Here is a 13214-nt window from a genome sequence, read left to right as displayed (position 1 = left end):
CTAGTACTCCTCCTTGTTCAGCTTGAATTGAGCGATCCCCAGAATCGCCAGCACCAGGAACATCAGGACGCCCAACGCCGTACCCGATCCGTAATCCAGCTGGGTGAACGCGTATTTCACCGTCAGCAGGGCATAGGTGAGCGTGGCCTTATTGGGGCCGCCATCAAGCATGGCCAGCTGGGACTGGTAAGCTTGCGAAGTTCCGATCAACTGCAGGATCAGCATCAAAGCGATCAAATTGCGCATCGACGGCAGCGTAATGTACCGAATCCGGTTCCAGACCCCGGCACCGTCGATTTCGGCCGCTTCATACCAGTCCCGCGGGATGCTCAGTACCCCCGCCAAATAAATCAGCATCGCCGAGCCGAACTGCTGCCAGGTTTCCATAAATACCAGCGAAACCATCGACCACTTCGGGTCGGAGATAAACGCGACCGGATCGACGCCGAAAGCGCCTAACACCGCATTGATCGGGCCGACCGGGTCATACATCCATCGCCATAGCCCGTACAGAACGACCCCGGGGACGACGTAAGGCAGATAGGCCGCTATGCGGGCGAAGCCCTGGAAGAACTTGAGCTCCGAGATCGCGATGGAAGCGGCGATCGGCACCCAAAACCCGATCACGAGACACAAAAGCATATAATAAAGCGTGTTTCGGACCGACAGCAGTACGTCGGGATTGCTTAGCACCTTCGCATAGTTTTCCAGTCCGACAAAGGTGTTTCCGTTGACGAAATCGATATGATAGAAGCTGTATACCATTCCCTTCACGATCGGTACCCATAAAAACACAATAAAAATGACGATCGCCGGAACAAGGAACAAATACCCCGTCATGTATTTCTTCCAGTTCGATCCGCGCCGTCGTTTGGTTTGGGTCGGTTTTTTCGTATCCTGAAGCTGCCCGCTCTCCGATCTCAAGACCGTTTCCCCCATCTGTCTCCCTCTTTTCTTCTTAATGTCTTTTGTTAATGCGAGTTCAAAAAGTCGGGTTTTCAGCACCGAGAAGATTGGGTGAAGCTAGGGACTGAGTAGCGGAGCGTAGGCGAACCTACGTGAGCAACTGAAATGTTTCCGTAGGAAACATGCTTCGGAAGCATACGCTAGGCCCGGCTGAATTCAAAATTCGACGTCGAGTTCGCTTCCTGACCTGCTTCGTGATCAAAAGACGACTTTTTGAACTACCTCTATAATTGTAGAAAAGAGGGTTACCCGCGAACATGTCTAAAACTATGTGAAGTATGGCCGATCTTACTTCTTACTTCTTCAGCTCGCTGGGGCTGACGCCGAAGTATTTTTTGAAGATCTTGCTGAAATGCTCCGGTGATTCGTACCCGACCCGTTCGGCGATCTCATAACGGCGCAGGTCGGTGTTCAGGATGAGCGACTTGCTTTCCTCCATCCGCAGCTGGATCACGTATTCCCACAGATTGTGGCCCGTATTCTTTTTGAACAGGTAGCTGAGATAATTGGGGCTGACGTGGTTCTTCTTGGCGACCTCATGAATCGTCAGGCCTTTCTGTCTGTAATTTTGTTCAATATAGACCTTCGCGCCGTCCACGATTCGGTTGGTTTGCGTGTTCAGTTCTTCCCGTGACGGGTCCTCGGCGTAGTTATGCCAGGTGAAGTCGCCATAGTAAAACACATGGTAGTCCCGATGCTCTCCGCTCCACAGAATCGCTTTATCCGCCTGATCGCCAAGTTCGCGGAGAAAACGGGGGCCTTTCAAAATCTGGCTGATTCCGACGATACACCCCATTCCCAAATATTTGTGAATATGATGGTGCAGGGTCCGCCCGATCATTTCAAGCTGGTTGATCTTGTTCACGCCGGACTCGGCGTATTCCGCTTCGCTCCACTGTATAATGATGGCGATCTCCAATTCATCCGTGTAAAAAGACAATGCGTTCCATTCCCGGTGCAGCAGCTCCTTGACGATGTTCAACGCGGCGTACTGCAGCAGCCGGACATCCCGTTCCCGATATGCCGACGGTGCTTCTCCGCCGGGAAGAGCCAGTTTCAGTTTCAGCACGGAAAAATAAGGCCCCGCCACCCCTAAGGGGCGCATATCTCCCGAATCATCCCCTTCATAAGGCTCCGCTAGCTCGGACGAATCGGCCAGCAGGCGCTTCAGCCGCTCGACATTCTCCGGGTGGAGTTCCTCCATCTGAAAATGCTCCCGGTCTCCGGACAACCATTCGTCCATCCTAGGCACCGGCTTATCCATCTTTAGCAGCGTGTTCCGGACGGAATCGAGAAACTGTTCGCCGTTCAGCGGCTTGATCAGGTAATCCTTGGCGCCGAGCCGGATAGCCATCTGAGCGTATTGAAACGTCTCATGGGCGGAAATAATGATCGCCTGCACCCAAGGTTTGATCATCTTCGCTTGATGCATGAGCTCGATTCCATTCATCTCCCCCATTTGGATGTCCGTCACAATCAGGTCGACGTCTTCCATTCGGACATAATCAAGCGCCTCATGACCGTTATAGGCCGTCATGATTTGCCCGATGCCCAGGCCCGAGGACGTTAGCAGCCCAGCCAGCCCTTTGCAAATGAGCGGTTCGTCGTCCACAACCAGGATGTTGTACATGTTCTATTCCCCCACTTCGTTATTTCTCCGCCGGCTCCGTTTGGCCAGGCAGCGTGACGGTCACGAGCGTTCCTCCCTCCGCCCGCGCCTCGTATCTCAGGCCGAATTCGGTCCCGAAATGCAGACGGAGCCGCTGATGAATGTTACGGATGCCGTACCCGACGGACGGGCTTGGACTTTCGTCGTTAAGCAGCTTGTCGATCGCCGGGAAATCCACCGTCTTATAACCGTTGTCCCCGATGGCGATTTCCACCCGACCCGCTCGCTCCCTGGCGCGGATGAGGATCTCTCCATCTTCGCCCATATTTTTGACGCCATGAATGATAGCGTTCTCAATTAACGGCTGGAGCGTAATTTTCGGTATAATGCACGCGTGCAGCGCCGCGGGAACGTCCCAGGTTACCTTGAAGCCGTACTCGTACCGGTGCTCCTGCAGCTTGATGTAGGCGGTGACGTGCTCCAGTTCCTCCCCCAGGGTAATCAGCTCTCTGCCCCGGCTCAGGCTGATTTTCATCAGTTTGGACAATTCCTTGATCATCTCCGCGGAGGCCGTGTTGCCTTCCAGCGTGCTTTTCCAATAGATACTTTCCAGCGTGTTGTAGAGCAAATGCGGGTTGATCTGCTGGTAGAGAATTTGCAGTTGAGCCTCTTTCTGTTTGATATCCATCTGGTATTTGTAATGCACCAGTCCGTTCAGTCGCCGCGCCATCTCGTAAATGGACGATACGAGCACGCTGATCTCGTCGTTGCGGCGCCATTTCGGGGTTTGCGGCACCACCTTGCCCGGTTCGTATCTTCTGACGAAATAGACCAATTTTTGCAGCGGCGTCATCAAAGCCCGCCAGAAATAAAGGATCATGATCAGCCCTACCGCAAAATAAACGACGGAAATGAGGAGAATAATCCGTTTGATTTCGTTTTGCTGCTGTAACAGCGCCTTGAGCGGAATTTTATAGATCAGCTTATGCTTGAACATGGCGTTATAGTTAATGACGTAAATAAAATCATCCGTAATAACGTCCTTGGCCCCAATCATGGAATCCCCCGCAGCCGTCCCCGCTTCCCGTGGCAGCTCCAGCACCCGGCCCGCTCCAGGAACGGTCGACGTCAGGATCCGGTTGTCCCAGTCCGTGAAGTAAAGCTCGCCTTCGGGGATGGAAACCGTCTGCAGCGACTCCCCGATGCGCGCGTCCACGTTCGTGACGACCAGCACGCCGATCGTGCCGCCCTTGGCGATATTGTTGATCGCCCGGATGTAAGCGAGCGTACGCTGGTTTTTCTGCCCTCGGTTCGGCGGCGACAAGTGCTCGATCAACCGCAAATAGCCGTTCCCTTTCTTGGCGACGGCTTCATCGAACCATTCCGGCTTCTCCCGCTCGTTGAAAAAATACCCTCCCGCCTTCCGGGACTCCGGATAATACGGCGCGAAGGAATACGAGTTCGTCGGGTCATACACGAAAAGCGAGTAATAAAGCGGCGCCTGCTGATTGCTCTCCGCGGAATAGCTGTTCAGCAAATTTTCCAGCCGCTCGTAATTTTTGACCCGTTCGAGCATGCTCTCGTCCTCGGCCGGATTTAACTGCTGCACCAACGGATGTTGGAATACGGTCGAAGTCACCTTGTTGATCGATTCGATATCCCGGCTGATCAGTTTAAAGTTTTGTTTGTTCAGTTCCATATAGGCGTCGGAAACATTTCGTTTTAAAATTTGGTCCGCCCGGTAGTTGCCATAGGAGTTCAAAATGAACAAAGGGACGACCAGCACCAGAAACACCAGGATCAGCTGCTGCTTTAAACCGATTTGTGTCAACGGATTTTTGAATCCGGAATTCACCTGCCATGCACCCCCGGTCACTTTAACTATAGCAAGACGGAAAACCCGTAAGTATGCGCGTTTCTACGGAAACTGTGGCGGTTCCTATGATTCGCGCGGCGCGGCGTTCAACAAGGATGCCTGGGACGGGCCGTTTCTCTTAGTGTAGGGCATTTCCGGCGTTTTGCCAGTATCAATTTGAATTGAAGCCAATATGAGGTGGAAGAAGGACGGTAACGCCATATTCCTGCAACCATAAGCACCCGTCAAATGGGTGGTTTGCTCTAAGGCTATAAGCCTTTATTACCAGCTTGCGTCTAAAGGCGCTAGCTTTCACTACGTTCAAGCTACTATGCCGTTGCCGCTTTTGCCTCCCCCTGAAGGGGCGCGATGATTACTAGCCCCCCTTCAGACAACCTTGATAATATAGAATTCCTGCATATGTACATGTTTTTTCTTGTTTAGGGCCAAAAATTTCAAAATTCCTGCAAATCTGCAGTAATTTTCGACGAAACCGGCTCGTTTCTCTAAAATCGCTGGAAATGCCTGCAGATTTGCATCTTTTTGGGGTTGGAAGCTTGGAAGCACTCTAGGCGCCTCTTTGTATGTGACATATCACTTCGATTAGCCATTAAGCCACCTTACCTTTCGTTATACGTAGTAGCTTGAACACTCCTATGATAACGAACCCAATCAGATGGTTTTTAGCTATAAGCATCACTACACCACCCGAATAGCAGGTGTTTTTTTGCTTCGCACGCTTCGCGCGCTCAACTGGCTAAAGCTCCAAATCAAAAAAAGGTTCCCCATCCGGAACTTCGGATCGGAGAACCTTTCGCTTACTTTTTCGCCGCCAGTTCATGCAAGCCGCTGACGACAAGGTCGGCGGCCGCCAGAATGTTCGGGTCGCCGATGCCGACGACGCGGCAGCCGGCGGCTTTACCGGCCTGCACGCCCGCCTCCGCGTCCTCGAACACGACGCACTCGGACGGCGGCAGACCCAGCGCGGCACTGGCGGCAAGAAACACCTCGGGATCCGGCTTCGCCTTGGATACCTTCGTGCCGTCGATGACCGCGTCGAACAGCTCCGCGATACCGAGCCGGGATAGAATGAACCCGGCGTTTTTGCTCGCCGAGCCCAGGGCGATCTTCACGCCCCGGCCGCGCAGTTGGAGCAGATAATCCCTGGCTCCGGGCAATATTTCCGACGGCTCCAGCTTCGAGATATACTCGACGTATTCCCGGTTTTTATCCGCGGCCATCTCCTCGCGTTCTTCCTCCGTCGCTATCGCGCCGCCTACCTCGAGCAGGATGCGCAGCGACTCCATCCGGCTGACGCCTTTCAGCCGTTCATTATCGGCTTCCGTAAACTCGAAGCCGAGCCGGCGCGCCAGCGAACGCCAGGCCAAATAGTGATATTTGGCCGTATCGACGATCACGCCGTCGAGATCGAAGATCGCCCCTTTCATCGTGTTTAGCATGATTCCATTCTCCCTTATGATGATATCGTCGACACATGAATTTCTTGGCCCGGCGCCACGGCAAACTCCCGTCCGCCCGCCTCAACCGGCAGCGGCTCCGGATTGCCCGCTTCCGCCGTAATCACGAGCGCTTCCCGCTCGACGCGAATCCGATACGCGCCTTGGCGGAGGCGGACCGGGAACTCTACGGCCCGCCAGGAGGAAGGCAGAGCCGGCTTCAGCGTCGCCTTGCCGCCATCGTACCGAAGCCCCGCGAAGCCCAACACGGCGGCCATCCAGGCCCCGCCGTTCGCCGCGGGATGCGTGCCGCCGATGTAAAGGTCGCCGACGTACTGCTTGGATTCCCCGGTCAAGTCGATCGTCGCCGTCCGCATGAAGTACGGATACGCCCAGTCCGGTACTCCGATGTCCGCCGCCACCAGCGCGTAAATGCACGAGCTCAAACTGGAGCCGTGTTCGGTGCGCGGTTCGTAGTACGCCCAGTTGGCTTTTTTGACGGCCGGGTCGAAGCAGTCCTTGAACAAATGCAGCATCAGCACCACGTCGGCCTGCTTCAATATTTGCGTCGTCGTCGCCAGGCCGTTCCCGCCCCCCAGGTATTCGTGCGGGTTCAACATTCTCGATTTCAGGTCCGCCAGGGAGACATCCTCCAGGGTGTAATACCCGTCGAACTGCTCGATCAGCCCGCTCTCGGCATCCGGCTCCGGCACATACAAACTGTCGTGCATCTCCCGGATTTGCTCCGGCCGGACGGAAGCGCCCGAGAGCAGCGCCTCATAACGGCTCGGATCGCGGTCTCTCAACAGATCGAGCGCATCAAGGGCGATGCGGAGGCACAATTTGACCATCCGGTTCGTGAACGCGTTGTTGTTCACCCGTTCATGGTATTCGTCGGGTCCGGTGACGTCGAGAATTTCGTACCGCTGCTTCCGCGGGTTGAAATAGCCGTACGTGTAAAAAAACACGGCGCACTCCCACACTACTTCCGCTCCCCCGTCCAACAGGAGGCTTTCGTCTCCGGTAAACTTGTAATACTGCCAGATGCCGTACGCCACATCCGCGCTGATATGCACCTGCTTATCGCGGAAGTAAGTACGCATCGGACGGCCGGTAAACACGTCGTTCACGTTGAACAGCGTGCAGGCGTCGTCGCCCGTCTCCTGGCTTTCCCAGGCGTAAAAAGCTCCGCCATAGCCGTACTCCGCCGCTTTGCGCCGCGCTCCGTCCAGCGTGTGTACCCGGTACATCATCAGATTCCGGGCCACCTCCGGCCGGGTGTGCAGGAAGAACGGGAGCATGAACATCTCCGTATCCCAGAACACCGCGCCTTTGTAGACCTGGCCGGATAATCCGCGGGCCGGGATCGACACTTTCTCCGAGCGGTCCGGCGCGATGATATGCAGCTGGTACATGCTGTAGCGCAGCGCCAACTGCGCTTCCTCATCGCCTTCGACCACGATGTCCGTCGCGTCCCATATGCGCTCCCACCGCTCGGCATGCTCGCGCAGCAGCCGGTCGTAACCCAGTCCCCGCGCTTCCCGGCTGGACGCGATTGCCGCCAAACGGGGATCGCCCGCCTCCTCCCCCGTCTTGTCCAGACCGGTGAACACGGAGACGTATTTCGTCCAGGCATAGGTGGTCCCGGCTCGACAGTTCAAACGCAGTGTACGCCGGATCGCGGTCTCCCCGCGGAGAAGCTGCCGCTCTTGCTGCTTCCCGAACCCGTCATCCACCGCCTCCGCCACGGAAACCGGCACGTTCCGTTCATGCGTCCATCCGGTGAGCGTCAGCACGTCCCCGGATTCATCCTTGTCGCTCCCGGTTTCCAGCCGCTCCAGATGCGGTCCGTTGATATCCCACACGTCGCCGTCGATGCCCGTGACGATCGTAAGTATGCCGTCCCGGCTGCTCTCCACGGAAATCCGGTTGACGATCAAATGCGGCCGGGCCGCGCTGCAAAACCGCTCCGAGGTGACCGTCACCTGCGCTTCGTCCGCCGTGCGGTACGTTGTCCGCCGCCGGTGGACCGCATGGCGGAGATCCAGCGACTGCTCGTGCTCGAGCGGTTCCGGAGCGGGGCCGACATGCTCACCCGCCCCGCCGCTCAGCACGTCGAAAGGCGCCCCGTCCCAACGCAGCGCCATCGCCAGCCCGTTCGGCGCGTTCACCGGCTCACGCCATTTGTGTCCGACCCTGTCGTACAGCCCGGCAACGATCGTAGCGGTTAATTCCTCTTTGCCGAACTCCTCCAGCGTTCCTCGATACCCCAAAACCCCGTTGCCGATCATAAATTTGTTGCCGTTCGCCGTTATCCTGCCCGGGTCGAACCCGCGTTCTTTCACGACCCAGCTCATCGCACTGCCGCCTTCCGCAGCGGCACCCGGATACCCGTCTCATCAACGCGGCAAATCTCCCCGTAGACCGTCATCTCCACTTCACCGCCGGAAGCCGCCCGGATGGACACCTGCTCCTGATCCACCTCGACGAACACCTTTGCCCCCTGGTACGTGATCGGGAACCGGTAACCGGTCCAGCGCTCCGGGATGCTCGGGCTTAAAGAGAGCCGATCCCCGTCGGAGCGCATCCCCCCGAACCCGTAAACGATGTTCATCCAGGCCGCGGCGATCGAGGTCGTGTGCAGCCCCTCCCGCGTGTTGCGGTTATAGTTGTCCAAATCGAGGCGGGTGGCGAATTCAAAAAACTTGTAAGCCTCCTCCGAACGCCCGATTTCCGCCGCCAGAATCGAATGGATCGACGGTGACAAGGACGACTCGTGAATGCAGCGGGGCTCGTAGTAATCGTAGTTCATCCGCTTTTCCTCCGCCGTAAACTCGCCGCTGTACAGGAACATAAACATCAGCACGTCCGGCTGCTTGATCATGTCATAGCGGTAAAGCCGGTCGTACGACCAATGCGAATACAGCGGAAACTCCGTGACCGGAATGGACTGGATATCAAGATGCGGCAGATCGAAAAAGCCGTCATGTTCCTCGTAAACTCCCGTCCGGTCATCCCGCGGAATTTTCATATGCTTGGCCTTCTTCCTCCAATCGTCCTGCTCTTCCTCCGTCAGGCCAAGCCGGACCGCCAGTTCGCCGTAAGCCGCCGGAGACTCGCTTTGCAGCTCATCCAACACCTCCAGCGTGTATTCGAACAGTTTTTTGGCCATGAAATTGATGTAGCAGTTGTTGTTGACCATCAGTTGGAACTCATCCGGGCCCATGACGCCGAAGTAACCGAATTGCCCAGTCTTTTGTCCCCACTGCCCCCGCGTAGCGTAAAAGCGGCTGATTTGAATCAGCATTTCCGCGCCTTTTTCGTACAAAAACGCTTTGTCTCCGGTCATGCTCACATAATGGCGCAGCCCGTACGCCACCGCCGTGCCGACATGAAGCTGCAAATTGGAATGCTGCCACAGGTCGCAGCTCTCGGTTCCGTCGATCGTGGCGATCGGATAAAACGCCCCTTCGCAGTCCAGCTCTTTCGCCCGTTTCAGCGCCTCGGGAAGCGTTTTGTAGCGGAATTCCAGCAGGCTTTTCGCCGCTTTCGGATTGTTGAAAATATAGAACGGCAGGCAGTACGATTCTGTATCCCAAAAAGCCAGTCCCCGGTAAGCCTCCCCTGTCAAACCTTTCGCGCCGATGTTGAAGCCGGGATTATCCCCGTGGTAGGTCTGATACAGCTGAAAAATACAGAAGCGGATGCCCTGCTGATTTTCCGGATCCCCTTCGATCACGATATCCGAATCCGCCCAGACTCCGGCCCAATACGCCCGCTGCTCCGCGGCCGCCGCATCATAACCGTCCCGCGTGTACCGCTTGGCGTGTTCCATCCCCGTTCGCCAAACCGCATCGGCCGTAGCGGAACCGTCCTTTTGGGCGACGTTGACGACGAGTTTGTCCAGCACCGTCCGAGCGCCTTGCGTAAGCTTCAGCACCAGATCCCGGCCGATAAACCGGTCACTCTGGACCGGCTTGTTCTCCAGCGCGTCCGGTGCCTCAATGCGGAATGCGGAGAACAGGCGGTTGCCGGTGGTTGCCGTTTGGCCCAGCATGGCCACGATTCCGCTTTCTTCCCCTTCCTTTATCGCCTCCCAGTAGCCGCGCTCCCGGTCTTCATGAATGACGGCGAAATCCAAGCCCGTCCGCACGTTGACCGTACCGGAAAAGTTCAGCGGCTCAAACGTGATCCGCTGGCAACCGAGATAGCTCACCTTCATGCTGACCAGACGCTCAAAAGAGAGCTTCAGGTCTTTTCCCCCGGCCAGATGCCAGACGAACTCCCGGATATAGATCCCGGTGCGGAAATCCAGCTCGCGACGAAACCCGCTAAATCGGCTCTCCGCCAGATCCAGCGGCTCCCCGTCCAGCTCAATCCGCGTATGCAGCCAATCCACCGCGTTGACCATAAACCGCAGCGATTTGATGATCCCTTTGTAATGGGCCGTGACGGGGCTTTCTTCAAAAAGCCCGTTAAAATAGCTGCCGAGCAGCGAATCACCGCTATAGCCCTCCTCCGGATAACCCCTAACCCCCATATATTCGTTTCCCAGTGAAAAAATAGATTCGGACACCCGGTTTCGTCCCCGGTCAAAACCTTCCTCCACCACCTTCCATGGATCGATGTGCAAATATCTGTCCGCGATTTTCGGCATGCTCCGTCCTCTCCTTCTGCATAGTAAAGCCGCTTACCCATTCAGCTTAGCGGAACGGCAGAGTTTGCCGAATGTCCATGTCTAATGAGCTTATGTGCGATTTTACGAAGTTGAAGGGGAACCTCCTGTTTAATAGGAATCTTACACTTAATAGACAATACCTATAACTGCGATTCGATTTATATATTTCCGCAATTGAGCCGCGTGTCGCATAATAAACTCAACACGAATTTTAAGGAGGGGGACATCATGAGCGGACAGCAAGTTTGGCAGCCGGGGATATATGATGACAAGTTGGGTTTTGTCTCGGCGTACGGGAAGGGCGTCGTCGAGCTGTTGAATCCCCGCAAGGGGGAGCGCATCCTTGACCTGGGCTGCGGGACCGGGGATCTGACACAACAAATCGCCGACGCCGGAGCCGACGTAACCGGCATGGATTTATCGGTGCCGATGATCGCCCAGGCGCGGCAGAAATATCCCGGCCTCGACTTCCGGGTCGGAAACGCCGAGCGTTTCCGGCTCCCCGAGCCGATGGATGCCGTATTCTCCAATGCGGCCCTGCATTGGATGAAGAATGCGCCAGCGGTAGCCGATTCCGTTTGGCAGGCGCTCAAGCCCGGCGGCCGCTTCGTCGCCGAATTGGGCGGCAAAGGCAATGTTCAGGTGATTGTCGAATGCCTGAGCGAGGTACTGCGAACCGATTACGGCTTGGATGCCGGCACGCTGAATCCCTGGTACTTCCCCAGTCTCGGCGAATACAGCGCCTTACTGGAGGAGGCCGGCTTCCGCGTTACTTTTGCGGCGCATTTTGACCGGCCCACCCGGCTCGGCGACAGCCGCGAAGGCTTGTTTCATTGGCTGGACGGATTTGCGGCCGGCCCTTTCTTGTCCGGCTTCGGGGATGCCGAGAAGGGGATCGTTTATCATAAAATCGCCGATTTGGCGGAGGAACGGCTCTATCGTGACGGCTCCTGGCACGCGGATTATGTGCGGCTCCGGATAGCAGCCGTCAAGCCACCGGGATTATAAGTTAATAAATACCGTCTTCAGTTTTGCGCTGTATTGGATATCCAGTCCGATCCCGGAAACGAGCACGGCCAACGGAGCATAAACCTTTTGCTCGCTTCCCGCCTGGTGCAGAAAGGCCGGAGACGCCGTGGCGACGCGGGCCCCGTTCGCGATGATTTCCTTCGCGCCGATCGGGATGCCGACCGTTCGCCCCTCATAGGTGACTGTCGCGGTTCGCGTTTTGGCATTCCAGCGCGATTGGCCGCCGATGGCATCCGTAATATCTTTCAAAGCGACGAAAGTTTGTCCGTTGTTCACCACGGGCGGATATGGCGTCAACAGTTCTTGTCCCTTAATCACGATAGATATTTCCCTTTTGCCGGTTTGGGAGGAGCTCTTCCGGTATTCTCCCCAGATACTCTCCGCCATCACTTTGGCTATCGTTTCGTAACCGGCCTGAGTCGGATGGACATCTTCCTTGTAAATATGGGTGAGGAACAGTTCCTTCCCGGCAAAAGCTTTAGCCACATGGGCCGCTTTTATATTTATGCCCGCAGCGGTAAACCGGGCCACCAGTTCGTCCACCTGCGAGGTGAACGTGCCGGCAACCTTTTGCAGTTCCCGGTAAAGGGCCGCCCCGGCCAGTTTCGGGACCGGCTGATACTGGTCGGCCAAAATGATTTGGGCCCGCGGATTCATCTCCGCCAAAAGCGTTACGGCCTTCTCCATATTCGCCCCATATTCCGCCAATACGGCGGCCGCTTCGGCCTTCAGCTCCGCTTCCGTCATATCCCCGGCTTTGTCCATCAGCGCCAGGATATCATTGCCGCCGATCGTTATGGTAATGATGTCCGCCTGCTCCACCCGGGCTTTCGTCTCGGCGATGTTCGAGAACAGGGCAGACGCCCGCGGATCCGGCAAACCCTGCTGGATTTGGTCGGCCGAAACCGCCTGCCCTTTCTGGATCGCCGTCAAATAATTCAGCAATCCGCTTGTCGTCAGGCCGAGAATCCCATAGTTGACCGCTTCCGCACGACCGTGATACAGCGCTTGTTCCCTCAGGCGTTCCACATATCCGTAAGGCTCCGAATCTTCCGTCATGCCCGGTTCATAACCGGCCGTGATCGAATCGCCGAGCGCGACGATAAGCCGTTGTTGTTTGGCTTCGGAAACCGCCTGCCTCAGTATCGGTCCTTCACCCGCTCCGTCTACCGGCGCCGCCGCCAGAGCGGAAGTTCCGCATCCGCCGAACAGCACCGCGGCCGCAAGCGTAGCGGCAAGCAGCCTGTGTCTTCCTTTTTTTGAATCCGTATAACTCTTCATTGCATGGTTCCTCTTTCCCCATTGATTCCAATCGTTTTGTTGCAAACAAACGTATTCAGTAGCGGAGGGGACCCCCTCCCCGTTAAAAATACCCAAAGCCGGCCGCCGAAATAGCGGTCCAAAAGGGCGGTCTTATTTCCTTCTCCAGGGTTCAGCAATCAAGTTTTGGGCTCTCTTTTTCTTAAAATAAGACCTTAAAACACTGCTAATTCCACTAGCGTTGCATTAAAACTGATATGATGCTGCCTGTCCGCACTCTCTCTTGCCGCCCGTCATAATAGCGGCGTTTTGGGCCGCTATTTCGCCCAGATTCGCTTTTTCGGGAAGAATAGCGGTCAA

At 56.2% G+C, this 13214-nt stretch carries 8 protein-coding genes; 1 reads left to right on the top strand and 7 read right to left on the bottom strand.

All coding sequences use genetic code 11. The annotated features are described in order from the left end of the window. From LBW89_RS26925 to LBW89_RS26900, 6 genes are all read right to left on the bottom strand, one after another. Window positions 1-840 carry a carbohydrate ABC transporter permease gene (locus LBW89_RS26925; protein WP_225040905.1) on the bottom strand — a complete coding sequence of 280 codons (840 nt, stop codon included), beginning with the start codon at window positions 838-840 and terminating at the stop codon, window positions 1-3. A 421-nt stretch (window positions 841-1261) separates the two neighbouring features. After that, window positions 1262-2596: a response regulator gene (locus LBW89_RS26920; RefSeq protein ID WP_148455810.1), complete on the bottom strand. Its 1335-nt coding sequence runs from the start codon at window positions 2594-2596 to the stop codon at window positions 1262-1264. A gap of 19 nt (window positions 2597-2615) precedes the next feature. Further along, on the bottom strand, window positions 2616-4430 hold the full coding sequence (locus tag LBW89_RS26915) for a sensor histidine kinase (protein WP_148455808.1): 1815 nt from the start codon (window positions 4428-4430) through the stop codon (window positions 2616-2618). Between the two features lie 818 nt (window positions 4431-5248). Next, the gene (pgmB, locus tag LBW89_RS26910) at window positions 5249-5890 is read right to left on the bottom strand and encodes a beta-phosphoglucomutase (RefSeq protein WP_148455806.1); all 642 of its coding nucleotides are present in this window, start codon (window positions 5888-5890) and stop codon (window positions 5249-5251) included. Window positions 5891-5904: 14 nt separating this feature from the next. Beyond that, a complete protein-coding gene (locus tag LBW89_RS26905; protein ID WP_148455804.1) occupies window positions 5905-8244 on the bottom strand; it encodes a glycoside hydrolase family 65 protein in 2340 nt (779 codons plus the stop codon). Next, a complete protein-coding gene (locus LBW89_RS26900; protein ID WP_148455802.1) occupies window positions 8241-10544 on the bottom strand; it encodes a glycoside hydrolase family 65 protein in 2304 nt (767 codons plus the stop codon). The genes LBW89_RS26905 and LBW89_RS26900 overlap by 4 nt, the downstream gene beginning before the upstream one ends. A 249-nt stretch (window positions 10545-10793) precedes the next feature. Here LBW89_RS26900 and LBW89_RS26895 point away from each other — a divergent pair, with 249 nt between their 5' ends. Then, a complete protein-coding gene (locus LBW89_RS26895) occupies window positions 10794-11573 on the top strand; it encodes a class I SAM-dependent methyltransferase (RefSeq protein ID WP_148455800.1) in 780 nt (259 codons plus the stop codon). Here the strand turns inward: LBW89_RS26895 and LBW89_RS26890 are convergent. After that, the gene (locus tag LBW89_RS26890) at window positions 11568-12875 is read right to left on the bottom strand and encodes a GDSL-type esterase/lipase family protein (protein WP_148455799.1); all 1308 of its coding nucleotides are present in this window, start codon (window positions 12873-12875) and stop codon (window positions 11568-11570) included. The two genes, LBW89_RS26895 and LBW89_RS26890, sit on opposite strands and share 6 nt — an antisense overlap. Between the last annotated feature and the right edge of the window lie 339 nt (window positions 12876-13214).

The organism is Paenibacillus sp. alder61, assembly GCF_020179875.1.
Lineage (GTDB): Bacteria > Bacillota > Bacilli > Paenibacillales > Paenibacillaceae > Fontibacillus > Fontibacillus faecis.
This window is presented reverse-complemented; position numbering and strand designations above follow the sequence as displayed.